The following is a 26576-nucleotide window of genomic DNA, read 5'->3' on the forward strand; positions in this document are numbered from 1 at the left end:
CACCTCAGGGAGCAATGGTTATGTCGTTCTTTCGGGTTAGCGAGCAGGGTGGTCGCGCCCTGCGCAAGCTCCGGCCGCTCCTCGGAGAACACACGTGACCAGGGGTCATGCGGTTCTCTCGCCTCAGTCGCAGGCGGCCAGCAGCTGCTTGATCTCGTCGTCGAAGGCGTTCGCGATGGCCCACGGGTCCGGGGTCTGATCGGTACAGCCGACGATGCCGATGTTGAGGTTGCCGTCGGCGGAGAAGACCGTGATGTTGAGTCCCAGGCCATGCATGATCGGGCCCAGCGGGTAGACGCCGGTCACGCGCGCGCCGAGGAAGTACAGCGGGAAATCCGGGCCGGCGACGTTGGACACCAGGACGTTGAACACCGGCGGATGCGCCGACGCCCAGTTGCGGTCGCCGTAGATCTTCATTGCGGTGGACAGTGTCGTACCGGGAGCGAACTGCGCCCAGGACCGCAGGATGTTCGCGTCGATCTCGGCGTGGTGCTCCTTCGAGGTCCGGCTCAGCTCTGCCTGCTTCCGCAGCCGCGCGACCGGGTCGGGCTCGTCGGAGGACAGCAGGGTGAACATGCCGGTCACCTTGTTGGTGCCCTCGACGACGAGGTCCTTCTCGTCGGCGCCGTGCACCGAGACCGGGACCATCCCCACCAGCGGACGATCGGGGAGCTCGTCGTGGCCGAGCAGGTAGGTGCGCAGCGCCCCGCCGACCATCGCGAGCACGACGTCGTTGAGCTTCACCTCGAAGTGGTCTTTCACCCGCTTCACATCGTCGAGCGAGAGCTGGGTGACGGCGATGCTGCGGTGCGGCGTGATGGGTGCGTTGAACCGAGTCCGCGGGGCGCGAAACGGTGCGGGCATCGCCGAATCCTGTTGTGCCCGACGGAACCAGCCGACGGGCACGCTCAACGTGCGGGGGAGCAGTTTGGCCATGGCGAGGGGCCGCTGCACGAAGTAGTTGACCGCGCCGCCCGCGGCCATCGCGACGCGCGACGACGGGCCGGCCGACTCCCCCACCTTCTCCGCGTCGAGATCCGGCGGTTCGGGCGTGAGCGTGCACATCTGGGCGAGCATCTCGGCGCCCGTCACACCGTCGGTCCCGGCGTGGTGCATGCGCAGCATCGCGCAGACCCGGCCGTCGGCGAGACCCTCGATGATCCACAGCTCCCACAGCGGCTTGCCCCGGTCGAGCGTCTGTCCGGCCAGATGACCGCACAGTTCGGCGACCTCGCCGGCGCCGCCGGGGGCCGGCACGCCGACCCGGTGCACGTGACGCTCGATGTCGAAGTCGTCGTCCTCGATCCACACCGGGTGGTCGATGTTGAACAACGAGTTGTCGAGTTTCCGCCGGAACGCGGGTATGGCAGCGATGCGTCGTTCCATCTCGGCGCGGAGTTTGTCGAAGCGGTAGCCGCCCGGCATGGTGCTCGGATCGATCTCGAACAGACCGATGACATGCATCAGTTGCGAGCGCGTCTCGAGGTAGAGAAACGATGCGTCCAGTCCGCTCAAGCGCTGCATGGGATTCGCCTTCCCTCGACGTCGGGCACCCGACCCCGTGGGCACCCCACGCCATCATGCCGCACGTGACGACCCCGGCGGGGTCGGTTCCGGCACAGCCGTGACGGCGTCGAGATGCCAGATGATCCCGGCTCAGAGCGGCAGCGAGTCGACCATGTCCAGAATGTCCTGTCCATCCGTTTCGAGGACGACGATCATGGCCAGCTCGCGCGACGGGTCGTCGGTGATCTTGAAGACCCCGCGTCCGTTCTCGTCGATCAACCCCGTCCCGTGCCGCCATCGCACCGGCCGCGACGTCTCCGAGGAACGCGAGTACTCCGCGTTCAGCGCATCTCGGGACGCGAACCAGAACACCCCGAAGGGGCGATCGACCGAGCCCGCGGCACATCGGACGACGAACACGGTGCGCACCTGACCCGCTCCGGTCTCCGACGGCCCGACCTCGTCGCGACCGCCGGAGTATCGGCGGATGCACTCGGTGTTCATCCACTGCGCCGCGGTGTCGGGGGCCTGCGGGAGCAGCTCCGGGAACTGCGCCACCAGCGGCGCGAACTCCCCCCAGCTCGCGCCCGTCCGGACCCGCTGCACGGGCCCGGGCTCGGAGTACACACCCGCGCGGATCGCGATGACCCGGTAATCATGTTCTCCGGCAGGCACACTCACGTCCTCGGCGGAGGTCTCGGGTCCCTGGTGGACGACGTAGCCGTCGCCGCGGAGCAGCTGATAGGCCGACGCCCCGGACACCGGGTCCCACGACGCGACCACCCGTCCCGGTCGCGCCTGCAGGGTCAGGCCGCCGGGGGTGTCCGGCGCGTCGGGCGCGGTCACCGACCGGACCACGACGAAGCCGCCGACGGCGACCACCGCGGCGACGAGCACGATCAGCCCGATGAGCCACGGACCCGACTCGAACCGGCGTGGCGAGCGCGGTGTCGTGGTGGGGGACGTCGAGGGTGTCGGCGAGGTCATCAGATCGGCAGCCTTCTCAGGACGTCGCCGGCTGCGGCGGCGGGCTCACCCGGGACGACCACCCACACCACCGAGCGGGCATGGTCGCCGTCGTCGAAGGTGAGGATCGCCTGCCCCTGATCCCGCTGCTTGTCCGACAGGTACAGCGTGCCAGTGTGCCCCTGCGCGGTGGTGTAGTCGACGCCGCGGAGGTCGTGGGCGGTCACCTTCGCCGCCGCGACCGCTTCCTCCGGGGTCTCGTAGGTGTCGACGATCACCTGATACGCCGCCACACCCGGGTCCGACGGCCGCCCGCTGTCGTCGCCGGTCGCGGCGTCGGCGTCGCGGGTACACGACACGGTGCGTTTGCTCGACGAGAACGCGAGATCGCCGTCCTCGCCCCAGCAGCGCATCGCGTCGAAGCCGTTGGTGCTCAGCGGCGTGGCCGGGATCAGGTCGTGGTACAGGTCGGCGATGGGTTGCAGCTCGCCCCACGTCATGAAGACATCGACCTGTTCGGAGTTCCGGGAGAAGTCCGACACCCGGCCGCCGTCGTGCGCCGCGACCTGATACGTGTACATGCCGGGAACCGGCCGGGGCGCCGTGAACTCGGTGGCGGGCCCGGAATAGATCACGTCCTCGTTCTGGGTCACCACGTAGTCGGTGGCCCCGGCCACGCCGTTCCAGGTCAGTTCGACAGCGGTGGTCGTGACCTCCACGTCCGGGGGATCGGGGGTGTCCAGGGAGGTGGCCGACATGCGTGCGAAACCGATTCCGGCGCCGAGGATCCCGGCGACGAGCACCGCCACGATGCCGATCGCGGCGAGGTGGCGAGGCCGACGGACCGAAGTGGGTTGCGTCGCATCGTCATCGGATGGCCAGATCTGCGACGGACCCGGTTGCACAGGCGGTGGCGTGTACCCCGTGCTCCCCGCGACGCCGGCGCCGACGTGCCGGAACCCCGGGCTCGGTTCCGGACCGGCCGGTGCGGGCCCGACGGGGGTCCCGGCCGGGGGCTCCGTCGGGGGCTCGGGCCTGATCGCCGGGCCGATGAGCGTTGCGCGGGAATCGAAGACGTCGGCGAGCGCGGCGGCGAACTCCCCCGCCGTCGGGTGACGACGACCCGGCTCCTTGGCGATCGCCCGCGCGAGCACGGCGTCGACCCCGGCGGGCAGCGCCCGGTTGCGGGCGCTCGCCGACGGGGGCTCGTGGTGCATGTGCGCGGTCATCAGTCCGTGCAGCGACGGTGAATCGAACGGCGGTGCACCGGTGAGGAATTCGTACGCAGTGGCAGCGAGGGAATAGATGTCACTCCGGCCGTCGACGCGCAACCCCTCGATCTGCTCCGGCGAGGCGTAGCGCATGGTCCCGATGGTGATCCCGGTACCGGTCAGGTGGGTCACCTCGTCGAGGACCTGGGCGATGCCGAAGTCGGTGAGTTTGACGGCCTCCGGGGCGCTGTCGGTGGCGCCGTCCGAGCCCGGCGTGATGAGGATGTTGGCCGGTTTGATGTCCCGGTGCATGACGCCACGCCGATGCGCCGCGTCCAGGCCCGCCGCCGCCCCGGCGATGATCGTGCACGCGAGACCGGGGTCGAGCGGCGACTCCCGGGCGAGCATCCGGGCCGCGTCGGTACCCGGCACGTACTCCATCGCGATCCACAGCAACTCGTCGAAGACACCACGGTCGTAGACGGCCACGATGTTGGGATGGTGCAGCGGAGCGACGATGTCGGCTTCGCGTTCGAACCGCGCGCGGAAGACCGGGTCCGCGGCGTGGACCGAGCGGAGCACCTTCAGGGCGTCGGCGCGCGGCAGCCGGGGATGCGCGGCCTGATAGACCTCGCCCATGCCGCCGCGTCCGAGCACGTCGAGGACGCGGTACCCCGCGATCAGGTCCCCTACCTGGTACATGACGTCCTCACCGATCCGTGTGCGGTGGCTGTGCTGGGGACGAATGGTACCGATTGTCGCGAAACGCGGTGGACCACACCGGTGCGGACTCTACGATCGTCGGCGATGGAAACCACCGAGAACCCGACCCCGACGACCGCCGACTTCACCCCGGCAGAGCTCGACGAGGCCTTCGCACAGTTCCAGCGCACGGTCGCCGAGATCGCCGTGAGCCGGGACTGGGATCGCTATGCCGAACTGTTCACCGAAGACGCCGACTACATCGAGCACGCCTTGGGCACCATGCGCGGCCGCGAGGAGATCCGGACCTGGATCTGGCGGACGATGACGTCGTTCCCCGGCAGTCACATGACCGGGTTCCCCTCGCTGTGGCATGTGGTCGACGCGCCGACCGGCCGGGTCATCTGCGAAGTCGACAACCCGATGCGCGATCCGGGCGACTCGACACACATCACCGCCACCAACATCACCATCCTCACCTACGCCGGCGACGGCCGGTGGAGTCGCGAGGAGGACGTCTACAACCCGATGGAGTTCGGGCGCGCGGCGATGCGCTGGTGTGAGAAGGCACGCGAACTGGGCACCATCGACGAGCCGGCCACGGCGTGGATGGAGACGACGGGCGCGATGTTCGCCTCGCGTCCACGTTCCGGTTGAGGGCCTGCCGACCTGCGCGAACACCGGTTCCGGCGTCGCCCGCACCGACGTGACCGACACCACCGGCCGGTTGCGTAACGCGGCGCGCGGGCGTGAACGACACCCAGGCGACGGACTTGGGACACCGGTGTGCGTGCCGTACGCTAGAACTTTGACGAGTGGCGACGGGGCGGCGCGGGGGACCCGGCCCGACACCCCACGGTTCGGTGGGCGGGGTGCGCGCCTCCCCACGACGACGTCGCGAACCACGGTCGTGGCCGCCGGCCACGCACGCGGATCGATCGACACGACGCACGACGACGACACGCAATGACTACACACGCGGACACCGTTCGGAGGACATCTATATGGCACGCGACCTGACGCAACTCGAGCTACTCAAGGAGCTGGCCCCGGTTGCCGAGGACAACGTCAACCGCCACCTCAAGATCGCCAAGGACTGGAACCCGCACGACTACGTGCCGTGGGACGAGGGCCGTAACTTCGCCGCCCTGGGTGGCGTCGACTACGACCCCGAGCAGTCGCAGCTCGACGAGGTCGCCAAGGCCGCGATGATCACGAACCTCCTCACCGAGGACAACCTGCCGTCGTACCACCGTGTCATCGCCGACAACTTCTCGATGGACTCCGCCTGGGGCCACTGGGTCGGTCGCTGGACCGCCGAGGAGAACCGCCACGGCATCGTCATGCGCGACTACCTCGTGGTCACCCGCGGCGTCGATCCCGTCGCCCTCGAAGAGGCGCGGATGATCCACATGACCAATGGTTACGACCCGATGCTGGCCGCCGCCGGACGCGTGGACGAGCTCGAGGAGCACGCCGACGAGCTCGGTCTGCTGCATTCAGTGGCGTACGTGACCTTCCAGGAACTCGCGACCCGCGTCAGCCACCGCAACACCGGCAAGGCGTGCAACGACCCGATCGCCGACAAAATGCTGCAGCGCATCGCGGCCGACGAGAACCTGCACATGATCTTCTACCGCAACATCTGCGGTGCGGGCTTCGACATCTCCCCCGACCAGACGCTGCGCGCCGTCACCGACATCGTGACCAACTTCCAGATGCCCGGCGCCGGTATGCCCAACTTCCGTCGCCACGGCGTGCTCATGGCCAAGCACGGCATCTACGACCTGCGCCAGCACCTCGAAGAGGTCGTCATGCCGGTCCTGCGCAAATGGAACGTCTTCGAACGCGACGACTTCACCAGCGAGGGCGAGAAGACCCGCGAGGAGCTCGCCGCCTTCCTCGAGCAGCTCGAGAAGGACACCATCCGCTTCGAGGAGATGCGCGACCGTTCGCTCGCCCGCGAGGCCAAGAAGCGGGAGCAGCAGGCATCCTGAGCACCCTCATCGACAGCCACCCGGCGCCCTCGACCACCGAAGGCTCGCTTCCCAGCTCCCTGAGGAGCGAGCTTGCGAGCGTCTCGAAGGGACTACGTATCGGGTCCATCGAACTGGCCAGCCCGGTCGTGCTGGCCCCGATGGCCGGTGTCACCAACGTCGCGTTCCGGACGCTGTGCCGCGAACTCGAGCTCGCCCGTACCGGTACCGTCTCCGGGCTGTACGTCTGTGAGATGGTCACGGCCCGCGCGCTCGTGGAACGGCACCCGGTCACGATGCACATGACGACCTTCGGACCCGACGAGAACCCGCGGTCGATGCAGCTCTACACCGTCGACCCGGAGTACACCTACCAGGCCGCGAAGATGATCGTCGACGAGAACCTCGCCGATCACATCGACATGAACTTCGGCTGTCCGGTCCCCAAGGTGACCCGCAAGGGCGGGGGGTCGGCGATCCCCTACAAGCGCACCCTGTTCCGCAAGATCGTCGCGGCGGCCGTCCGTGCCACCGACGGCACCGACATCCCGGTGACGGTCAAGTTCCGGATCGGTATCGACGACGATCACCGCACCCATCTCGACGCCGGCCGGATCGCCGCCGAAGAAGGTGCCGCCGCCGTCGCCCTCCACGCACGCACCGCATCGCAGCGGTACTCCGGTGAGGCCGACTGGGACGAGATCGCCCGCCTCAAGGAGCACGTCACCACCGTGCCGGTGCTCGGCAACGGCGACATCTTCGAACCCGCCGATGCGGTCGCGATGATGCGCCGGACCGGCTGCGACGGCGTCGTCGTCGGCCGCGGTTGCCTCGGCCGGCCCTGGCTGTTCGCCGAACTCGCCGCCGAACTCGGCGGATTCGACGCTCCGGCGCCGCCGAACCTGGGCGAGGTCGCCGACATCATGGTGCGGCACTGCCAGCTCCTCGTCGATCACCACGGCGAGATGAAGGGTTGCCGCGAGATCCGCAAGCACGTCGCCTGGTACCTTCGCGGCTTCCCGGCCGGCTCGGAGATCCGGCGGCGGATGGCGCTGGTCGGCAGCGTCGACGAACTGCGTGAACTGCTCGCCGAGCTGCCGGCCGACGCGCCGTTCCCCTCCGACGGTCACGGCCCGCGCGGCCGGCAGGGTTCGCCGGCGAAGGTCGCGCTTCCGGACGGCTGGCTCGACGACCCCGACGAGGACGTGATCCCCGCAGGCGCCGAGATCATGCACTCCGGCGGTTGAACCGGATTGCGAAAACCGTCACAACCGGCGCCTGGCTGAGACGCTTTCTCAGGTGGGATCAGTACAATTGCGCTTCAGGTCCCGGCCGCCGGGGCCTGAATTCTGTGCGCACCGCGCTGGTCGAGCCCCGATCTGCGGTGACTCCGCGACACGACCACGGGGCATGAGGAACGTGCATTGAGTCGTAGGACACCGGGCCCGGACGACCCCGAGGTGGGCGACGCCGATCGCTCGCGTCGTGGTCGCCGCGCCGGACGCTCCCGCGACGACTTCGAGCCCGTCTCCGGTCCGCACGCACCCGGCCCCACCGACCCGGGCTCCCCTCCCCCGGCGCACCCCAGCCTCCGCGAGCCACGCTCGGCAGATCGGTTCGTGCGGGGACGCACTCGCCTGACGGTCCGCCAGCTCATGGAGCAGATGAACGCGGAGGAGTCGTCGCCGTCGGAGCCGCCCGCCGGCTCCGGCCGGTCCGGCGCCCGCCGCGCGACGCCGCCGCGCCCGGAGTCGCGGACGGGCGAGCCCCCGTCGTCGACCCGCGGGCGGTCCCGACGCCCCGGGCCACCGTTCGGTGGGAATGCCGCGCCACCGTCGGCCCCGGGCGGGCGGGTCCCCGCCGCTCCGCAGCCGGCGCCCGACGACCGCCCGACCACCGTCCATCGTTTCGACAACGACGTCACCCAGAAGATCCCCACCGTCGGCGACGCCGCGCCCGACCTGTCCGATCGCGCGACCGAGAAGCGGGTGATCGAGGAATCCCGCGCCCAGGAGCCGGTCGCCGGCGGCCCGGCCGGACCGTCGGCCCCGCAGCCTCCGCTGGAACGCACACCCGACCTCACCGAGCCCCTCGCCCTGCGTTCGGCGCCTCGTCGCCACCCCGGGCGTGACGAGGACCGGCAGGGCGCGATGCTGCGCAAGACCGCCGCGACCGGACGGATACTGGTCGCCATCGCGTGCGTGCTCGCACTCGTCGGCACCGGCTTCGTCTGGGGTTACCTGCAGTCGTGGAACGGCAACTGGCGCAACGTCACCGCCGTCGACCCCGACGACCAGAACATCCGGAACAAGGACGCCCAGTACGGCGACGAGACCTACCTCATCGTCGGTACCGACACCCGCGGTGGCCAGAACTCCAGGGTTGGCGCCGGCACCACCGCCGACGCCGAGGGCGCCCGTTCGGACACCGTCATCCTGGTGAACATCCCGGCCAACCGCAGTCGCGTCGTCGCGGTGTCGTTCCCGCGCGACCTGCAGGTGGATCAGCCGGCGTGCAACGCGTGGGACAACGAGACCGGTGAGTACGGCGCCGAGATGCCGGCCCAGTCCGGCGTCAAGCTCAACAGCGTCTACTTCTACGGCGGTCCGCAGTGTCTCGTTCGCGTGATCACCGCGATGAGCGGGCTCAACATCAACCACTTCATCGGGATGGACTTCTACGGCTTCGAGAAGGTCGTCCGCGCGATCGGCGGCGTCGAGGTCTGCTCGACGGTCCCGCTCTACGACTACGAGATCGGCCAGATCCTGCGTAAGCCGGGCAAGCAGAAGCTGACCGGCCGGCGCGCACTGAATTACGTTCGTGCCCGCAACATCAGCACGGAGGGCAACGGCGACTACGGCCGGATCAAACGCCAGCAGCTCTTCATGTCGTCGCTGTTGCGGTCGAGCCTGTCGGGCAATGTGCTGTCGAACCCCAACAAACTCAACGGGATCGTCAACACGTTCATCGAATACAGCTACGTCGACGGCGTCGACACCCAGTCGCTCATCAACCTGGCCGAGTCGATGCAGGGCATCGAGGCCGGCCGCGTCTCGTTCCTGACGATCCCGACGTCGGGTACCTCCACCGACGGCGCCAACAACGAGATCCCGCGCACCAGCGACATCGACGCGATCTTCGACGCCATCATCGACGACCTGCCACTCCCCGGCGAGCAGGCGCGCAAGAAGCCGCCGTCGTCGTCGAAGGCGCCGACGAGTCCCGGCGCACCGAGCACCGACTCGAACGCCAGTGCTCCCGGACCCGTGACCGCGACCGCCCAGAACCCCGGCAATGTCGGCGTCCGGGTTCTCAACGGCACGGGCCAGACGGGCCTCGCCACCGAGGTGTCCGAGCAGCTCACGCCGTACGGTTTCGACGTGCGGGGTGTCGCCGATGCGTCGGAGAACCGGGACGACACCGTCGTGCGGTACGGGCCGGGACAGCGCGACGCCGCCGCGACGCTGGCCGAGATGTTCCCGAACGCGAGCATCCAGCTCGACCGCACGGTCAAGTCGGGTGTCGAGCTCATCGTCGGTGCGGATTTCAGCGGCTCCCTGGAGTCGGTACCGGCCTCCGGGGCGACCCTGACGGCGAACCAGCTCGCACCTGCGGAGAACACCGGCAATCTGCCCAACGACCTGGCCATCACGAACGCGGGCGACACCACCTGCACGTGATCTCAGGGTGTCGGTGCACTCGCAGGTGGACGGATCTGCACCCGACGTTCACTGGACGTTCATCGGTCGGAGTCGGCCTGGAGTGATCACGCACGTATCCTGGGACCATGCGTACCGCCTATCAAGAGCAACTCGAGGCGCTGACCTCGGTATTGGGTGAGATGTGCGAGCTCGCCGGCACCGCGATGGCGCGCGCCACGCAGGCACTGCTGCAGGCCGATCTCGCCATCGCCGAAGAGGTCATCGGGGACACCGACCGGATGAGCCGGCTGACGGCTCGCGCGGAGGAACAGTCCTTCGCGCTCCTCGCCCTGCAGGCCCCGGTCGCCGGTGACCTGCGTGGAGTCGTGAGTGGATTCCAGATCGTCGCCGACGCCGATCGGATGGGTGCACTGGCGCTCCACGTCGCCAAGGTCGCCCGCCGCCGGCATCCCGCCAAGGCACTGCCGGAGGAGGTCAACGGCTACTTCGCCGAGATGGGCCGCCTGGCCGTCACCCTGGCCAAGAACGCACATGAGGTCCTCGTGACCAGCGACCCGCAGGCCGCCCTTCGTCTCCAGGAAGACGACGACGCCATGGACGACCTCCACCGCCACCTGTTCACCGTCCTGATGGACCGCGAATGGAAGCACGGCGTCGCCGCCGCGGTGGACGTGACCCTGCTCGGCCGGTACTACGAACGGTTCGCCGACCATGCCGTGCTCATCGGACGCCGCGTGGTGTTCACCGCGACCGGCAAGACCCCGGAGCAGTTCCAGAGCGTGGGGTGATTTCGCTCGCTCGGTGCCGTTCATCGAGCGAGGGCCACACCGAAAAGGACCGAGAATTTAGTTTCCCACACTGATTCTCGGTCTTTTTTCATGTCTGTGAATATCTGAGCCCGAACGGAGTCGGGGAGATTTCACACGCGCCGAGGTCGTCGTTAGGGTGGCGGGCATGGCCCAGCACTATCCGACCGAGCCCGACGTCAATGCGGTGACCGACGAGGCCGCAGAGGCTGCCGCCCACCGCCGCAAGATCCTGGCGTACCTGGGTGTGACCGCGTCGCTGGTCGCCCTGCTGGTGATCCTGCTGCTCAACATGTGACACCCCGACACGACGACCCGACACGACAAGGCCCGCTCCCCCGGGCGGGTGAGCGGGCCCGTTCACGTCGTACGAGTGATCAGCCGAAGCGGCCCGAGATGTAGTCCTCGGTCTCCTTCTTCGTCGGGTTCGAGAACATCGTCTCGGTGTCGTTGATCTCGACGAGCTGTCCGGGCTGGCCGACCGCCTCGAGGTTGAAGAACGCGGTCTGGTCGCTGACGCGAGCGGCCTGCTGCATGTTGTGGGTCACGATGACGATGGTGTACTCCTTCTTGAGTTCACCCATCAGGTCCTCGATGGCCAGCGTCGAGATCGGGTCGAGCGCCGAACACGGCTCGTCCATGAGCAGGACGTCGGGAGAGACCGCGATGGCGCGGGCGATGCACAGACGCTGCTGCTGACCACCCGACAGCCCGCCGCCCGGCTTGTCGAGGCGATCCTTGACCTCTTCCCAGAGGTTGGCGCCGCGCAGGCTCTTCTCGGCGACGTCGTCGAGCTGTGAGCGGTTCCGCACACCCTGCAGACGCAGCCCGGCGACGACGTTGTCGCGGATCGACATCGTCGGGAACGGGTTCGGCCGCTGGAACACCATGCCGATGGTCGCGCGCACGCTCACCGGGTCCACGGTCTTGCCGTAGATGTCCTCGCCGTCGAGCAGCACGCTGCCCTTGGCGTAGGCACCCGGGGTGACCTCGTGCATGCGGTTGAGGGTCCGGAGCACGGTCGACTTACCGCAGCCCGACGGGCCGATGAACGCGGTGATGCAGCGCGGCGGCACCTCGAGGGTGACGTCCTTGACCGCGTGGAAGTCGCCGTAATAGATGTTCAGGTCTTTGATGTCGAGGCGCTTTGCCATGTCATTGGTCCGTTCTGGAAAAGATGACCCGAGAAGGGTGGGAGGTCAGGAAGTCTTGGGGGCGAAGATCTTCGACACCGCCTTGGCGCCGAAGTAGACGATGGCAACGAGGATCACCAATGTCAGCGCCGCGCCCCATACCTGATCGAAGGCGCCCGGTCCGTTGTTGTACTGCTGCACCATCATCAGCGGCAGCGACTGCTGGTTGCCGTCGAAGGGATTCCAATTCATCGCGCGGGTGGCACCGACGAGGATGAGGACCGGCGCCGATTCGCCCATGACCCGGGCGATGGCCAGCATCACGCCGGTGACGATGCCCGACAGGGCCGTCGGCAGGACGATCTTCACGATCGTCTTCCACTTCGGGATACCCAGGGCGTACGACGCCTCGCGAAGGTCCTGCGGGACGATCTTCAACATCTCTTCGGTGGCGCGCACCACGAGCGGGACCATCAGCAACACCAGCGCGATCGCGACCACGAATCCCGAGCGGGGCAATCCGAGGGTGGTGCGCCACACCGCGTAGACGAACAACGCGGCGACGATCGAGGGCACACCCGAGAGGATGTCGACCATGAACGTGGTGACACGCGCGAGGAGCGATTTCTTCGTCGCGTACTCCACCAGATAGATGGCGACGAAGATGCCGAGCGGGATGGAGATGACCGCCGCGAGGGCGGTCTGCATCAGCGTGCCGACGATCGCATTGGCGGCGCCGCCGCGTCGCTCGGCCTGGGTCCACCAGTCGATGTCGATGATCGCGCCGATACCGCGCGACACCAGCGTGAAGACCAGCCAGAGCAGGGGAACCAGCGCCAGCAGGAGGGCGGCCATGACGGCGACGCGCACGGTCCCGTCGGTGAATCGCCGGCGCCCGGACATCGGGGTGAAGCCAGAAGGCTTCTTGACCGGATCGGCGGCGGAAGATGTCGTGGTCACAGACATGGTCACTTCTTTCCGGCGACGACCGCGCGGGCGGCGGCGTTGACGATGAAGGTCAGGACGAACAGGGTCAGGCCGGCCGAGATGTAGGCGCCGGTCTTGGCCGGGGAGTCGAACTCCGCCGCGTTGTTGGCGATCTTCGTCGCGAAGGTCTCGCCGCTCTCCATGAGGTTGAAGTTCATGGGGCCGACGGTCGAGATGATGAGCAGCAGCGCCATCGTCTCACCGAGCGCGCGTCCCAGGCCGAGCATCGAACCGGAGATGTAGCCGGAGAACCCGAACGGCAGCACGGCGACCTTCACGACCTCGAACTTGGTGGCGCCCAACGCCAGTGCCGCCTCGCGGTGGCCCTTCGGGGTCTGCATGAAGACCTCGCGGGTCACGGCGGTGATGATCGGCAGGATCATGACGGCGAGCACGATGCCCGCGGTCAGGAGCGTTCCGCCGGTGCTCATGTTGGCGACCTGAGTGGGTTCCTGGAAGAACGGCAGGAAGCCGAGATTGCCGACGAGCCACTCGTTGACCGGCACCAGCGCCGGGCCGAGCACGAGGATGCCCCAGAGGCCGTACACGATCGAGGGGACCGCGGCGAGGAGGTCGACGGTGTAGGTGATCGGTCCGACGAACCGCTTCGGCGCGTATTCGGTCAGGAAGATCGAGATACCGAGCGCGACCGGCATGGCGATCAGCAGCGCGATGACCGACACCACGACTGTCGCGTAGAAGAGCTGCGGGATTCCGAAGGCGAGCTGATCACCGCTGGTGATCCACTGGCCGGTGTAGGTGAAGAAGTTCTCCTCGTTCTTCGCCAGCGACGGGATCGCCTGCGCCAGAAGGAAGAGTGCGATGAGCCCGATGACGATCGAGACCACGAAACCCGAGCCGACGGCCAGGGTGCGGAACACCCGGTCGGCGACGCGGTGATGCGCGGCCGAATGAAGCGAGGATTCGGGCTGGTCGGGCGATGACCCGGTGGGGCGGAACTCGCCGGTGTCCGGCGGAGTCGTGCCACCCTCTTTGCTCAGCGAGGTCATGCGTCCTTCTTGTGATTCGGCTCTGGTCATTGAGTCACTTCCCGCCGTCTCGTGGACACGCGAAATGTCGTGTCAGTGTGTCAACCACATCCGCGGGGCCGCAACCGAGGCGGCCCCGCGCACGCGATCTGAGGGGATTGATCAGGCGTTCCCGGACCCACCCGACAGCGAGTCGATGGTTCCCTGCAGCTTGGTCTTGTAGGCGTCGGGGACCGGCACGTAGCCGATTTCCTCGAGACCGGCCTGGCCGTCGTTCAGGACCGCGGTGAACGCGTCCTTCAGCGTCTGGCTGGTGGCCTCGTCCTCGTAGCCCGCGGAGCAGACGATCGAGTACGGGGTGAGCAGCAGCGGGTACGCACCCGGGGCCTTCGAGGCGAACAGCGCGTCGGTGTCGACGACGAGGTCCTTGCTGGCCGGATCGGCGAAGGCCAGCGACTCGAGCGCGTTGCCCGCGCTCTCCGCGTTCAATTCGACCGGGCCGGCACCGAAGTCGACCTGGGCGACACCGAGATCGTTCTCGGTGGCGAAGCCCCACTCGACGTAGGTGATCGAACCCGGGGTCTTCTTGACGGTGTCGCCGACGCCGGTCGACTTCGAGGCACCGGAACCGACACCCTTGGGTGCGAATTCCTTGCTGTGCTCGTACGGCCAGTCAGCGGGGGCCGAGTTCTCCAGGAAGCGCTGGAAGTTGTCGGTGGTGCCCGAGCTGTCCGAGCGGTACACCGGCACGATGTCGGTGGTGGGCAGCGTCACGCCGGGGTTCAGCGCGGCGATCTTGGGATCGTTCCAGGTGGTGATCTTGCCGTTGAAGATCTGCGCGATGACGCTGGGGTTGAGCTTGAGGTCCTCGACACCGTCGAGGTTGTAGGCGACCGCGACGGGGCCGACGACCAGCGGGAGGTGCCAGGGGGCGTTGCCGTTGCAACGTGCGGTGGCGTCGGTGACCTCGTCGTCCTTGAGGGCCGAGTCCGAGCCGGCGAAGTCGACGTCGCCCGCGATGAACTTCTTGATGCCGTCGCCCGAGCCGCTGCCGGTGTAGTCGAGCACGATGTCGCTGTTGTCGGTGAGGACCTGGCTGAAGTGCTCCATGGCCTTCTGCTGCGCGGTCGAGCCCTCGCCGCTGACAGTCTGTTCGCTTCCCCCACCGCCGCACGCCGTGACGAGTGTCAGTGCCGCGATCGCCGACACCGACGCCAGGGCGCCGTTCCGATTGATTTTCACCGCTGGTGTTGCCTTTCCGTTCGCGTTCCCCGCACCGACTGGCGTCGGCTCCGGAGTGTCCGAGTGGAAAGCTATGGGGGCGTGGTGGACTGATCCCCTCCAAAAGATGAACGACAGGTGAACTGGCCAAGGCAGACGGGGTGCGACCTGCCCAGGCGTGATCGTACGTGATCTGCGTAACCCGACATTCGAGACTTAGGCAAGCCTTGCTATAGTTCTGCGGATCGCACTCATGGCAACGCCTTCACCAACCCCGGATTCGACCCCCCGGCACGTCGACCCCCCCGGCACCCCGACCCGGCGGGCTCCGGCGTATCCGAAGCGCGGCGATCGACCGGTTGCACGGACACAACCGGGCGGCGCTCGTCATCGGCCCCCTGGCTCTACCGTCCCGCGCGGTCGCCGCCGAACGGATCGTCCGGCTCGCGCGAATCGGTCCACACACCCGGGTCGGGCTCCTGCCCTCGCCGCACCGGCGACACTGGGTCTTCGATCCGGACGCGGCGGCCGACGCGGTCATCGCCGCACCACCCCCGGCGGCGGGTGCCGATCCGGCCCGCCTGTTCGAGGCCCTGTACTCGCTGCCACACCGTCCGCTTCGGATCGTGCTGGCCGGTGATCACCTCGCGCTGGACTACGACCACGGACTCGGCGACCTCACGCTGCTGAATCTGATCGTCGACGTGATCGTCGGCGCGGTCGACCCGTCGGGGTTGCCGCCCCGGGGCCCCGCCGTCCCCCCACTGCTCGTCGCGGCGGCGGCCACCGTGGCCGATCCACGACGAGCCCTGGCGCTCTTGCGTTTCCGGCGACACCGCGAAATAGTCCAGCCGGTGCCTGCGCGGCGACCGGTGCCTCCCCGACGACCGGCGGCCGCGAATGTCCACATCCCGGCCGACGACGTCGAAGCGATCCGGTCCGGCCGGGCGGCGTCGATGCCGGGAACCGGCCTGTTCGCCGTCTACACGGTCGCCCTGGTCGCCGCACTGACCGAGGCCGGCGTGGCGCTCAACCCGATGGTCACGCTGCCCTTCGACGCGCGCCATCACCTGCCGACGTCGATGCGGACCTACGCCAATTTCTCTGCAGGACTGAGCTTTCCGGTGTCCGACACCACGTCGGCGGCCGCCCTGCAACGGGAGATGACCGCGTCGGCCCGGATGGGCCGGCCGGCYGCCAACCTGGCGCTCGCCACCGTCAAGACCCTGCGCCGTGCCCGCACGGGCGGATCGGCTTCGCCGGCCCCGTGCGTCCCCGCCGAGGGCCCGGTCCATGCAGAGCTGCTCCATTCGAGTGTCGGTCACCTGCCCGGCCGCCGACGCGGCTGGCAGTGGTCCGACCCGGCGCGTGCCACCGTCATCGCCGTGGCCACGCCACCGTCGGCGGCCGGTATCACGGTCACGACCGGATTCGTGGACGGCGGGATCTCCATGACCGCCGCATTCCGCGACGACGTCTTCGACCCGGCCCGTATCCGCGCGGCCATGGATGCCGTCGCGGGGCACGCCGCCCGGATCGTCGGGGTGCCCTGACGCCCTCCGGTCCCCCGCCTCATCAGCGAACCCCATCCGACCCCGAGCTATCGAAGGCCGAAAAACGTGCTGTCCTCCCATCCTGTCGAGCCACTGGCCGACCCGGTGACCCCAGTCCCCGTCGCGGCCGTGCACGCTGATCCGGTCCCCGACGATGCAGTCCGGACAGAGCCGACCCTCTCGGTGATCGTCTGCTGCTACACGGAGCGTCGACGTCGGCTGCTCGACGCCGCGATCGCCGAGGTCCGCGCGCAACTGGGTCCCGCCGACGAACTGCGCGAGGGCGCCGGGCGACCGGTGTTCTGTTTCACCGGCGCGGGCGCATCCGCGCTCACCTTCGTGCCATTCGCCGATCGCATCGGCGAACTCGACGCCATCGGTTCGGTTTTCGCGTTCGCGCCACATGGCCTGGACACCCGCGGCATCCCCGACTGGACGGTCGACGCCGCCGTCCGGCGTCACCTCCGCGACCTACGTCGTATCCAGCCGGAGGGGCCTTACATCCTCGTGGGCCATTCGCTGGGCGGGTTCATCGCCCTGGAGACCGCGCGACGCCTCGAGGCCGACGGGCACCGTGTCGATCTGGTCGTCGTGGTGGACACGTTCGTCCCACCGCGGGTGCTGCATCGCGCCAAGCGCGCCGACCCGTCTCTCACGACGACCACCACATATGAACCGCTACCCCGAAAAGAACTGTGGCGCCGACGAATTCGTGTTCCACTCGCAGGTGTGGTGAGAACCTCGCCGACCGCCGACGCGCAGGCACTCGAGGAACTCGGTGTCCGGGTGGCGCGGCTGCACCGCCCCCGCCCGTACACCGGTCGCGCACTCGTGGTGCAGGGCAGCGAGAATCGTGACGACCCGTCGGTGTGGCGGCGGCACATCGTGACCGGGGACGTCGACGTCCTCCGTCTCGAGTGCAATCACCTGTCCGTGGTTCGCGAGCCCCACATCGGCGACGTCGTCGACGCCATCGGCGCCGCACTCGGGCAGCCTCAGCCGTAGGCGACGTCGACGGCGTATCGGGTGAACCCGAGGCGCTCGTAGGTGTGCAGCGCGGCGACGTTGTCACCCTCCACGTAGAGGTTGATCTCCGAGACGCCCTCGCGCGCAAGATGATGCAGGCCGGCGAGCGTCAACAACCGACCCAGTCCGCGACCCTGCGCCGCAGGATCGACGCCGACGATGTACACCTCGCCGAGGTCCGCGTCGTGCCGCTTCGTCCAGTGGAACCCGAGGAGCTTGCCATCTCCCCCGCCCGATCCGTCGCCGGCACGGTCGAAGGCGAGGAACAAACCCGCCGGATCGAACCAGTCGGCGGCAACCCGTTCACGGATCTGCTCCGGCGACCAGCCACCCTGCTCGGGATGCCAGTCGAAGGCCGCGTTGTTCACCCGCAGGATCTCGGCGTCATCGGCCGGTCCGGCATAGGTCCGCAGGTCGACCGTCGGGTCGACGACGAGTTCGGGGAGTTCGTGGCCGGGCCCGACCGGCCGGCGCAGTTGCAGTAGTTCGCGACGTTTCGTCAGCCCCATCGCCGCAGCGAGCGCCACCGCGCCAGGCAGGTCACCGTGTGCCCACACCCGGACCCCGGACCCCGTTTCGGGCGCGGACGCCGCCGCGAACGACGCGTCGAGCAGCGCCCGGCCGTGTCCCTCCCGGCGGTGCGCCGGGTCGACGACCGCCTCGATCATCGCCGGCTCGCCGTCGCGACCGGGGACGATGACGGCGTACCCGGCCTTCGACCAGACGTGCACGATCGGTGAACCCTCGGGGGCGTCGATCGCGGTGACCGCCCCCTCCGAGAGCGGGGCGACACCATCGGCGGCGTTCGCCTCGCGCACCAGCCGGTGAGCGAAATCAGCGACGTCGTCGGGCAGTGCGCCTCGACGCACCTGCGGGTCCTCAGTTCCCGGCACTGGCACTGAACTCCTCGTCGAACGGATCGGGACCGTCGAGCGCGTCGTCGAAGTCATCGGTGTCGACCGCATCGGGACCGGATGCGTCCTCGGACAGGTCGGCGTCGGCCGCGGGCGCCCGGCCACGCGTCGGACGGACTGCCTTGTATCCGACGTTGCGGACGGTCCCGATCAGCGACTCGTGCTCGCTGCCGAGTTTGGCGCGGAGTCGACGGACGTGGACGTCGACGGTGCGGGTGCCACCGAAGAAGTCGTACCCCCACACCTCCTGGAGCAGCTGGGCGCGCGTGAACACGCGACCCGCGTTCTGCGCCAGATACTTCAGGAGCTCGAACTCCTTGTAGGTCAGGTCGAGCGGACGTCCGCGCAGGCGTGCGGTGTAGGTCCCCTCGTCGATGACGAGTTCCCCCAGCGTGACCTTGCCCGAGGACTCCTCCGCAGCAACCCCGCGGGTACGGACCACGAGCAGGCGCAACCGGGCGTCGAGCTCGGCCGGACCGGTACCCGGCAGCAGGAATTCGTCGATGCCCCAGTCCGCGTTGACCGCGACCAGCCCGCCCTCGGTCAGCACCGCTGCGACCGGCACCGAGGAGCCGGTGCTGCCCAACAGGCGGCACAGCCCGCGGGCCGCCGCCAGATCGGCGCGGGCATCGACCAGCGCCACATCGGCGTTCCCCGCCTCCATGAGTGACGACACCTCGGTCGGAGCGGTCCGCACCGTGTGCGCGAGCAGCGACAACGACGGCAAGACCGACTCCGGATTCGGGTCGGCCGTCAACAACAAGAGATCCACCCAGCACTCCGATCTCGTTCGTCCCCGTCCCGGACCATCCAGATCGCTCACCACGACGTGAACGCCACCCGCGCGTAGCTCGGCGATTGTTTACGCCGCCTTACCAACGTGTGCGAGATAGGTGACAGAATAGCGCCACCGGCGCGCTCACCTGTTAACAAGGCGACCACGACCGCCGGATGACCACGACGGGGAGGGTGATCGGCCGAGCATGCCGCGCATCCGGAAAGTGCTTGTCATCGGTGTGGTCGCCGCCCTGGCCGCCGCGGGGGTCGCGCTCGGCGTCGACGTCGGGGCCGCCGTTCGCGGGGAGCATCAGTTCTCCCGCGCCCTCGCCCAATCCCCCCGCGTGACATTCGATCCCGAGGTCACCATCGCGGGTTTCCCGTTCACCTCGCAGTCGTCCGCCGGTCACTTCGACGGGGCCACGATCGCCGCCCGCGGCGTCGAACTACCCGGATGTCCGCCCGCCCGCGGCGTCTGCCGCGGTGAGCTGGGTGCTTCTCTCGGCCCGTTCGACGTGGCCGACGGCAGCGGATTCTCGGCGAGTGATGTTCTCCACACCTCCTCGATCTCGGCGTACACCCGCCTCGATGCCGTCACCCTGGCCCGGTATCTGCGCATCGTCGACCTGACCGTCAGCACCCCGGGACCGGACGACACGGCCGGCGCGGGCGGGCCCCAGGACGGCATCGTCAGTCGCGAGAGCGGCGTGGTGCTCACCGGCACGGTCGCACTGCCGCCGGGCGACGGGCTCGATCCTGCCGACCCGCCGTCGGCGTCGTCCTACGACCGCCCCAAGGTGCGGGTGAGTGTGTCCGTCGACCTCTCCGTCGTCGACGGCGCACTGGACATCCGGGCGACCGGCTTCTACACCGGCCCCGAACGCCACGTCGACGCCGAGGTCCCGGCGGAATTCCGCGCCGCGGTGCTTGATCGGTTCAGCCTGACGCTCCCGCGCCTGCCGATGGCCTGGGATGTCGAACCCGATCGCGCGGAGAGTTTCGGCGGGGACGTCCAACTGGTCGGCGACTCCGGTCCGGCATCGGTGCGCCTCGACCGCTTCTGAGCAGTTCAGACCGTGTTCTCCCGGCCTCGGCGGCAAAGCACCCCGGCCGTTGGGGGCTCGATCGGCTCTGTTGTACCCTCGTGGGCATGCAGCAGCGCCGTGAGTACTTGCTCACACGACGCCGGGCGATCGACTTCTGTCGTGTCGCCGACTGCTGTTGTCGCACTCGCCGTTGACGGTGTGACCAACCCGTGCTGCGTGAGCAGCCGGTCCGCCCACACCGTCGATGAGAACGGGGGCGTCTCCACCGAGGTCTGCGACCTCGTTCCCATGCGCCGTCACCCGTGCTCATCTCCCCGAGACGCGGGCATCCTTCTCGCGCCTCACCGTCTCCACCATCTCCATCTGTTCGACGACCATCACCGATCCACTCCGAAAGGACACCGCCATGGCACGTTCCGACGTCCTGGTCAGCACCGAATGGGCTGAGCAGAACCTCAATGCCGACAAGACCGTCTTCGTCGAGGTCGACGAGGACACCTCGGCCTACGACGGCGGGCACATCGCCGGCGCCGTCAAGCTCGACTGGAAGACCGACCTGCAGGATCCGGTCCGCCGCGACTTCGTCGATGCCGAACAGTTCGGCAAGCTGCTCTCTGAGCGCGGGATCGCGAACGACGACACCGTGATCCTCTACGGCGGCAACAACAACTGGTTCGCCGCCTACGCCTACTGGTACTTCAAGCTGTACGGCCACAACGACGTCAAGCTCCTCGACGGCGGCCGCAAGAAGTGGGAGCTCGACGGTCGCCCGCTGTCCAGCGACGCCGTCAGCCGTCCCGCCACGACCTACAAGGCCGGCGAGCCGGATGTCAGCATCCGCGCGTTCCGCGATGAGGTCGTCGACGCCATCGGCACCAAGAACCTCGTCGACGTGCGCAGCCCGGACGAGTTCTCCGGCAAGATCCTCGCGCCGGCCCACCTCCCGCAGGAGCAGAGCCAGCGTCCCGGTCACATCCCGAGCGCGATCAACGTGCCGTGGAGCAAGGCCGCCAACGAGGACGGCACCTTCAAGTCCGACGAGGAGCTCAAGGAGCTCTACGGCGAGGCGGGACTCGACGGCTCGAAGGACACCATCGCGTACTGCCGCATCGGCGAGCGGTCGAGCCACACCTGGTTCGTGCTGAAGGAACTGCTCGGCCAGCAGAACGTCAAGAACTACGACGGCAGCTGGACCGAGTACGGCTCGCTGATCGGCGTCCCGATCGAACTCGGAGAAGGAAAGTAAGAGATATGTGTGCTGCACCCAAGCAGGGACAGAAGCTGCCCGCTGGCGTCGACGTGGAGAAGGAGACCGTCCTGACCGGACAGGTCACCGACGGCTCGGGTTCGCCCGTCGCCGGCGCCTTCGTGCGTCTGCTCGACTCGACCGGTGAGTTCACCGCCGAGGTCGTGGCATCGCCCACCGGCGACTTCCGTTTCTTCGCCGCCCCCGGCACCTGGACGCTGCGCGCCCTGTCCGCGGTGGGCAACGGCGACGTGACGATCAGCCCCGAGGGCCCCGGCATCCACGAGAAGGACATCACCGTCTCGAAGTGACGCCACGCTCGACCCGGCAGCCCGGTCACCGCACCCGCGGTGACCGGGCTGTCTCGTTCTCACCGCCCTGAGGAGGGAGCCCGCGACCGTCACCGCCCCCTGAGGAGGGAGCCTGCGACCGCCACCGCCGCCCCCTGAGGAGGGAGCCTGCGACCGTCACGAAGGGCCCACCCCTCGACGGCGCCCTGACCACGCCGGGGTTAGAATTTCCCTCGTGGTCCTCTTCTTCGAAATCCTGCTGATCCTGGCCGCCGTGCTGATCACCTGGTTCGGTGTCTACACCCTGTACCGTCTGGTGACCGACGAGTCGTGACGTCCTCACCCGGAGATCCGGCCGCGGACGGCCCCGCCGGCGCGGAGTCATCTGGTGACGGGTTCGCCGCCGACGCCCGCCGGTCGGGCGACGAGGCGATCAGTCAGGCCGAGGCCCGGGCGGTGGAGTCCGGCAGCCGTGAACGCAACGTCCCCACATGGGATGATCTGCCGCTCCCGGCCGACACCGCGAACCTCCGCCTCGGCGCGGACCTGCATCCCGGTCTCCTCGCACTCCTGCCGCTCGTCGGCGTATGGCGTGGCGAGGGCGAAGGCCACGATCCCCAGTCGGACACCGACTATCACTTCGCTCAGCAGATCGTCGTGTCCCACGATGGCCAGAACTTCCTCACCTGGGAGTCCCGCTCGTGGGTGATCGACGACGACGCTGCCTACCAGCGGCCCGACCTCCGCGAGTCCGGGTTCTGGCGGATCGGTGAGGACGACACCATCGAATTGCTCCTCGCCCACGCCGAGGGCTCGATCGAACTCTTCTACGGCACTCCCCTGAACCAGACCACCTGGGAACTCGCCACCGACGTCGTCATCAAGGCCGAATCAGGTCAACGCACCGGTGGCGCCAAACGCCTGTACGGACTCGTCGCCGACGGCGACCTCGCCTACGTCGAGGAGCGCGTCGACGCCGACGGGGACCTCACCCCGCGGCTCTCCGCCAAGCTGCGCCGCCACGTCGGCTGACCCACCTCATCGACGGAACCCGCGGCAGGGACGCGCGCCCTGCTCCCGGCGGCTCGCACATTCGCCCCGCTCGCTTCGCTCCCGGCGGCTCGCACATTCGCCCCGCTCGCTTCGCTCCCGGCGGCTCGGCCGCCGATCCGAGAACGCAAGGTACAGATTGCGTTTCGGCAGCGCGCTGTACACCGGCGCGCCGAGCATGATGACGACCGAACCGTAGGCGGTGACCTCCCCCGGCCGACCCGCCCAACCGGGATGCACGGTTCCCGACCTCGACATGTACGGGGCGTGCCCGGCCGTGCCGCCACCCCGGCGACCGACGACCGAGAACACCTCGGCGCGGGCGGACTGCGGGGAGAGTTCGAAGACGGCACGCTCACCCGGTGGGCATTCGACGAAGGTGAACTCCGTGCCGGACCGATGGACCACCCCGATCCAGTCGCTGCCCGAGTTGCGTACGACGAGCGTCGAACCGCCCGTGCGGTACTGGTACGAGACACCGGCCGCCGCGGCATCGAGCATGTGCCGACCGGAGACACCGCCGCTCCACTCCGCGCTCCACGGGGTGAGATATCGCTGGTCGAGGAACTCGCGGCGGGTGGGGATCGGAACCGTCACCGGCATCACCCGCCCGTCGCGCACCCACACCGCGCCGTACAGAACCGGCCGGCCGTCCGCGGTGCGGGGGGCCTGGAGGTAGGTGAGCGAATCCGCCTCCGGCAGAGCGATTTCCGAACCGGGATTCAAGAGTTCGACATACGACCGGCCATCCGCGAGCAGGACCACGGCAGCCACGTCGTAAACACCGCGGTTGTGGACGGCGATACGGTCACCGGCCTCCCGCGACAGGTCCTCGGCGTGGAACAGGCCGGCGGTGTGCGGGTCGGCGAACGCGAATCGGGGTGCCGACGCCGTCCCGAAGTCCGGGTCGCCCGGGGTCCAGTAGATCTCGCCCACCACCGGTTCGATGCGATCGCGATCCTGCGTCCCGACCGCCGCGGCGACATGCATGGTCACCATCTCTTCTTCTCCCTCTCGACGCCCCGGCGGGCGCCGTGGACTGTGCTGTGCTCCCAGTCCAGCGGTTTCACGCCGCGGTTTCGCGAGTACTGCGCTACGCGAATCTCGTAGCGCTGACCTACCTGCGCCCGGATCGGTTTCGGATGGAACCGGGACGCAGATCGAGTCGACGCAGCAGCTGTGCGTTCAGCGCCACGACCACCGTCGAGGCGGACATCAGGATCGCGCCGACGCTCATCGGCAGGACGAACCCGATCGGCGCCAGGATCCCGGCCGCCAACGGCACCGAGATGAGGTTGTAACCCGCTGCCCACCAAAGGTTCTGCGCCATCTTCCGATAGCCGGCACGCGACAGCTCGATGACCGACAGGACCGATCGCGGATCAGAGGAGGCGAGGATGACGCCGGCCGAGCCGATGGCCACGTCGGTGCCGGCACCGATCGCGATCCCGACGTCGGCATGCGCGAGTGCGGGGGCGTCGTTGACGCCGTCGCCGACCATCGCGACACGACGACCTTCGTGCTGCAGGTCCGCGACGATGGCGGCCTTGTCCTCGGGCCGGACCCCGGCGTACACCCGGTCGATGCCCAACCGGCCGGCGACATCGTCGGCGACCGCCTGCGCGTCGCCGGTGATCATCACGACCTGCACGTCGAGAGCGTGGAGTTCGTCCACGGCCACACGCGACTCCGGACGGACCTCGTCGGCGAGCCGGAACGCCCCCACGACACGATCGTCGACGAGCACGTGCAGGATGATCGCCCCCTGCTCCCGCCACGACGACGCGACGGGCAGTTCGTCGAGGCCGTGCTCGGCGAGCAGGTTGGGTCCACCCACCCGGACCCCGTGGCCGTCGACGGATGCAGACACCCCCACCGCAGGCGACGAGGAGAAGGCCTGTGCGACGGGCAGATCGATTCCCTCATCTCGAGCGGCCCGCACGATCGCCGAGGCAAGCGGATGCTCACTGCCCGTCTCCGCGGCGGCCGCGAGGGTCAGCACTCGACGCCGGTCCTGCCCGGGGGCCGGTTCGAGCTCGAGGACGGTCGGTTCTCCCTTCGTCAGGGTGCCGGTCTTGTCGAAGAGCACGGCGTCGACGTTGCGCATCGACTCGAGGGCGAGCCTGTCCTTGATCAGGACCCCGGCACGCGCGGCCCGTTCTGTCGCGATGGAGACGACGAGCGGGATCGCGAGCCCCAACGCGTGGGGGCATGCGATGACCAGCACCGTGATCACGCGAACGACGGCCTCGTCGGGCGATCCGACCGCGGTCCAGGCGATCGCGGTGAGCACCGCGGCGCCGAGTGCGAACCAGAACAGCCACCCGGCCGCGGTATCGGCGAGTCGCTGGGCCCGTGACGACGATGCCTGCGCATCGGCGACGAGGCGTCCGATCCCGGCCAGCGCGGTGTCGTCGCCGGTCGCGGTCACGCGGACCCGCAGTCCGGAATCAGTCGCGACGGTGCCGGCGACCACGACGTCACCGACCTCCCGCCGAACGGGTGCCGACTCCCCGGTGACCATCGACTCGTCCATGCTCGCCGAACCGTCGACGATGGCGCCGTCGGCGGGCACGGACCCGCCGGGCCGGACGACGACCACGTCGCCGACGACCAGTTCGTCGGGAGATACCGAGATGATGTCGCTGCCCACGACCTTCTCGGCCTCGTCCGGGAGGAGCGCGGCGAGTGAGTCGAGAGCCGATGTCGTCCGGGCCAGCGAGCGCATCTCGATCCAGTGGCCGAGCAGCATGATCACGACGAGCAGTGCCAGCTCCCACCAGAAGTTCAGGTGGTGGTCGAACAGGTGCAGCGTCGAACCCCAGGAGGCGACGAAGGCGACGGTGAGCGCGAGGGAGATCAGAAGCATCATCCCCGGGCGACGGGCTCGGAGCTCGGCGGCCGCGCCGACGAGGAACGGGCGCCCGCCCCACAGGTAGAGAACCGTGCCGAGCAGTGGCGACACCCACCGGACCCACTCCGCGTCGGGCAGACCGTAGCCGAGTATGTCGGCGAACATGTCGTTGAAGGCCACGGTCGGGACCGCCAACACGAGCATGATCCAGAACAGTCGCCGGAACTGCGCGACGTGGTCGCCGTGGCCCGCGTGGCTGTCATGTCCGCCGTGGCCGGTGTGATCGGCGTGCTTCTCGTGGCCGTCGTGCCCGGGATCGACCTGGGGGCGGTGCGCGTGGTCGGCCGGTGCCGGCGTTGTCGGCGGATGGTCGTGGTGCGTGTTCATGAGGTCGAGGATATACCCCCCTAGGGTATGAACGCCAGGGGTACGTCTACCCTGTAGGGGTATTCCCGGAATGAACCCGTCAGCAGACATGGAACGGCCCCCGCACCGCCCTCGAAGGGCTTGTGCCGACCGGACCGGGTCGGGATACGGGGGCCGGGTGACCACCTGGTATTCGCTTGCGCCGACCGGCGGGAATCCCGCCTCGGTGCGACACGAATGCCACACGGTCAACTGCTAACGGATGGTCACCTCACATGTCCGATGAGAAATCACT

General features: G+C 68.6%; 23 protein-coding genes. 12 read left to right on the plus strand and 11 right to left on the minus strand.

Features of this window, described 5'->3' with window-relative positions:
• Positions 1–123: 123 nt before the first annotated feature.
• The 3 genes from A9310_RS05575 to A9310_RS05585 all read right to left on the minus strand — a co-directional run bounded on the left by A9310_RS05575 (position 124) and on the right by A9310_RS05585 (position 4385).
• Positions 124–1524 (minus strand): wax ester/triacylglycerol synthase family O-acyltransferase, encoded by a 1401-nt coding sequence (locus A9310_RS05575; protein WP_065629730.1) that lies wholly within the window; start codon positions 1522–1524, stop codon positions 124–126.
• Between the two features lie 132 nt (positions 1525–1656).
• Entirely contained in the window at positions 1657–2493 is an 837-nt protein-coding gene (locus A9310_RS05580) for a hypothetical protein (RefSeq protein WP_065629731.1), read from the minus strand.
• A complete protein-coding gene (locus A9310_RS05585) occupies positions 2493–4385 on the minus strand; it encodes a serine/threonine-protein kinase (protein ID WP_065629732.1) in 1893 nt (630 codons plus the stop codon). Before A9310_RS05585 ends, A9310_RS05580 begins: the two co-directional genes overlap by 1 nt.
• 105 nt (positions 4386–4490) lie before the next feature.
• Here A9310_RS05585 and A9310_RS05590 point away from each other — a divergent pair, with 105 nt between their 5' ends.
• The 6 genes from A9310_RS05590 (at position 4491) to A9310_RS25830 (ending at position 11127) form a co-directional block, all read left to right on the plus strand.
• Complete coding sequence (locus tag A9310_RS05590; protein ID WP_065629733.1) at positions 4491–5042, plus strand: nuclear transport factor 2 family protein; 552 nt, start codon at positions 4491–4493, stop codon at positions 5040–5042.
• A 347-nt stretch (positions 5043–5389) separates the two neighbouring features.
• Complete coding sequence (locus tag A9310_RS05595; RefSeq protein ID WP_065629734.1) at positions 5390–6382, plus strand: acyl-ACP desaturase; 993 nt, start codon at positions 5390–5392, stop codon at positions 6380–6382.
• 59 nt (positions 6383–6441) lie between these two features.
• Positions 6442–7608, plus strand: a complete 1167-nt coding sequence (gene dusB / locus A9310_RS05600; protein ID WP_175401085.1) for a tRNA dihydrouridine synthase DusB — start codon at positions 6442–6444, stop codon at positions 7606–7608.
• Positions 7609–7785: 177 nt separating this feature from the next.
• The gene (locus A9310_RS05605) at positions 7786–10041 is read left to right on the plus strand and encodes an LCP family protein (protein ID WP_065629735.1); all 2256 of its coding nucleotides are present in this window, start codon (positions 7786–7788) and stop codon (positions 10039–10041) included.
• Positions 10042–10148: 107 nt separating this feature from the next.
• On the plus strand, positions 10149–10811 hold the full coding sequence (gene phoU, locus A9310_RS05610; protein ID WP_058253532.1) for a phosphate signaling complex protein PhoU: 663 nt from the start codon (positions 10149–10151) through the stop codon (positions 10809–10811).
• A 166-nt stretch (positions 10812–10977) separates the two neighbouring features.
• Positions 10978–11127: a hypothetical protein gene (locus tag A9310_RS25830; protein WP_175401083.1), complete on the plus strand. Its 150-nt coding sequence runs from the start codon at positions 10978–10980 to the stop codon at positions 11125–11127.
• Between the two features lie 79 nt (positions 11128–11206).
• On the opposite strand, the gene pstB is transcribed toward A9310_RS25830, so the two are convergent.
• From pstB to pstS, 4 genes are all read right to left on the minus strand, one after another.
• Entirely contained in the window at positions 11207–11983 is a 777-nt protein-coding gene (gene pstB / locus A9310_RS05615) for a phosphate ABC transporter ATP-binding protein PstB (RefSeq protein WP_004022008.1), read from the minus strand.
• A 45-nt stretch (positions 11984–12028) separates the two neighbouring features.
• Positions 12029–12928 carry a phosphate ABC transporter permease PstA gene (gene pstA, locus A9310_RS05620; protein WP_065629736.1) on the minus strand — a complete coding sequence of 300 codons (900 nt, stop codon included), beginning with the start codon at positions 12926–12928 and terminating at the stop codon, positions 12029–12031.
• A 2-nt stretch (positions 12929–12930) separates the two neighbouring features.
• Positions 12931–13959 (minus strand): phosphate ABC transporter permease subunit PstC, encoded by a 1029-nt coding sequence (gene pstC / locus A9310_RS05625; protein WP_065629737.1) that lies wholly within the window; start codon positions 13957–13959, stop codon positions 12931–12933.
• Between the two features lie 141 nt (positions 13960–14100).
• A complete protein-coding gene (pstS, locus tag A9310_RS05630; RefSeq protein WP_065629738.1) occupies positions 14101–15180 on the minus strand; it encodes a phosphate ABC transporter substrate-binding protein PstS in 1080 nt (359 codons plus the stop codon).
• A gap of 338 nt (positions 15181–15518) precedes the next feature.
• Between pstS and A9310_RS05635 the strand changes: the two genes are divergently transcribed.
• Both A9310_RS05635 and A9310_RS05640 read left to right on the plus strand, forming a co-directional pair.
• Complete coding sequence (locus A9310_RS05635) at positions 15519–16712, plus strand: hypothetical protein (RefSeq protein WP_254661181.1); 1194 nt, start codon at positions 15519–15521, stop codon at positions 16710–16712.
• A 105-nt stretch (positions 16713–16817) separates the two neighbouring features.
• Complete coding sequence (locus tag A9310_RS05640) at positions 16818–17717, plus strand: alpha/beta fold hydrolase (RefSeq protein ID WP_254661182.1); 900 nt, start codon at positions 16818–16820, stop codon at positions 17715–17717.
• On the opposite strand, the gene mshD is transcribed toward A9310_RS05640, so the two are convergent.
• Positions 17708–18637: a mycothiol synthase gene (gene mshD, locus A9310_RS05645; RefSeq protein ID WP_065629741.1), complete on the minus strand. Its 930-nt coding sequence runs from the start codon at positions 18635–18637 to the stop codon at positions 17708–17710. The two genes, A9310_RS05640 and mshD, sit on opposite strands and share 10 nt — an antisense overlap.
• On the minus strand, positions 18618–19424 hold the full coding sequence (locus A9310_RS05650; RefSeq protein ID WP_065629742.1) for a response regulator transcription factor: 807 nt from the start codon (positions 19422–19424) through the stop codon (positions 18618–18620). The genes mshD and A9310_RS05650 overlap by 20 nt, the downstream gene beginning before the upstream one ends.
• Positions 19425–19635: 211 nt before the next feature.
• Between A9310_RS05650 and A9310_RS05655 the strand changes: the two genes are divergently transcribed.
• From A9310_RS05655 to A9310_RS05670, 4 genes are all read left to right on the plus strand, one after another.
• Entirely contained in the window at positions 19636–20493 is an 858-nt protein-coding gene (locus A9310_RS05655; RefSeq protein WP_065629743.1) for a DUF2993 domain-containing protein, read from the plus strand.
• A 388-nt stretch (positions 20494–20881) separates the two neighbouring features.
• Positions 20882–21721: a sulfurtransferase gene (locus A9310_RS05660; protein WP_058253541.1), complete on the plus strand. Its 840-nt coding sequence runs from the start codon at positions 20882–20884 to the stop codon at positions 21719–21721.
• Between the two features lie 5 nt (positions 21722–21726).
• Positions 21727–22032 carry a DUF1416 domain-containing protein gene (locus tag A9310_RS05665; protein ID WP_010840619.1) on the plus strand — a complete coding sequence of 102 codons (306 nt, stop codon included), beginning with the start codon at positions 21727–21729 and terminating at the stop codon, positions 22030–22032.
• A gap of 309 nt (positions 22033–22341) precedes the next feature.
• Entirely contained in the window at positions 22342–23043 is a 702-nt protein-coding gene (locus A9310_RS05670; protein WP_065629744.1) for an FABP family protein, read from the plus strand.
• A gap of 6 nt (positions 23044–23049) precedes the next feature.
• Here A9310_RS05670 and A9310_RS05675 read toward each other — a convergent pair whose 3' ends face one another.
• Both A9310_RS05675 and A9310_RS05680 read right to left on the minus strand, forming a co-directional pair.
• Positions 23050–24060: a hypothetical protein gene (locus tag A9310_RS05675; protein ID WP_249356430.1), complete on the minus strand. Its 1011-nt coding sequence runs from the start codon at positions 24058–24060 to the stop codon at positions 23050–23052.
• Positions 24061–24178: 118 nt separating this feature from the next.
• Positions 24179–26302, minus strand: coding sequence for a heavy metal translocating P-type ATPase (locus A9310_RS05680; protein WP_065629745.1), 2124 nt, complete (start codon positions 26300–26302; stop codon positions 24179–24181).
• Positions 26303–26576: the final 274 nt, after the last annotated feature.

Origin of the sequence: Gordonia sp. UCD-TK1 (assembly GCF_001691435.1) — a bacterium.
In the GTDB taxonomy this organism is placed as follows: domain Bacteria; phylum Actinomycetota; class Actinomycetes; order Mycobacteriales; family Mycobacteriaceae; genus Gordonia; species Gordonia hongkongensis.

Coding starts and splice junctions, on each gene's coding strand:
- phoU (WP_058253532.1), top strand. CDS start 10,149: ATGCGTACCGCCTATCAAGAGCAACTCGAGGCGCTGACCTCGGTATTG.
- A9310_RS25830 (WP_175401083.1), top strand. CDS start 10,978: ATGGCCCAGCACTATCCGACCGAGCCCGACGTCAATGCGGTGACCGAC.
- pstB (WP_004022008.1), bottom strand. CDS start 11,983: ATGGCAAAGCGCCTCGACATCAAAGACCTGAACATCTATTACGGCGAC.
- A9310_RS05675 (WP_249356430.1), bottom strand. CDS start 24,060: ATGGTGACCATGCATGTCGCCGCGGCGGTCGGGACGCAGGATCGCGAT.
- A9310_RS05660 (WP_058253541.1), top strand. CDS start 20,882: ATGGCACGTTCCGACGTCCTGGTCAGCACCGAATGGGCTGAGCAGAAC.
- A9310_RS05680 (WP_065629745.1), bottom strand. CDS start 26,302: ATGAACACGCACCACGACCATCCGCCGACAACGCCGGCACCGGCCGAC.
- A9310_RS05580 (WP_065629731.1), bottom strand. CDS start 2,493: ATGACCTCGCCGACACCCTCGACGTCCCCCACCACGACACCGCGCTCG.
- A9310_RS05595 (WP_065629734.1), top strand. CDS start 5,390: ATGGCACGCGACCTGACGCAACTCGAGCTACTCAAGGAGCTGGCCCCG.
- pstC (WP_065629737.1), bottom strand. CDS start 13,959: ATGACCTCGCTGAGCAAAGAGGGTGGCACGACTCCGCCGGACACCGGC.
- A9310_RS05575 (WP_065629730.1), bottom strand. CDS start 1,524: ATGCAGCGCTTGAGCGGACTGGACGCATCGTTTCTCTACCTCGAGACG.
- pstA (WP_065629736.1), bottom strand. CDS start 12,928: ATGTCTGTGACCACGACATCTTCCGCCGCCGATCCGGTCAAGAAGCCT.
- A9310_RS05655 (WP_065629743.1), top strand. CDS start 19,636: ATGCCGCGCATCCGGAAAGTGCTTGTCATCGGTGTGGTCGCCGCCCTG.
- A9310_RS05665 (WP_010840619.1), top strand. CDS start 21,727: ATGTGTGCTGCACCCAAGCAGGGACAGAAGCTGCCCGCTGGCGTCGAC.
- A9310_RS05585 (WP_065629732.1), bottom strand. CDS start 4,385: ATGTACCAGGTAGGGGACCTGATCGCGGGGTACCGCGTCCTCGACGTG.
- A9310_RS05590 (WP_065629733.1), top strand. CDS start 4,491: ATGGAAACCACCGAGAACCCGACCCCGACGACCGCCGACTTCACCCCG.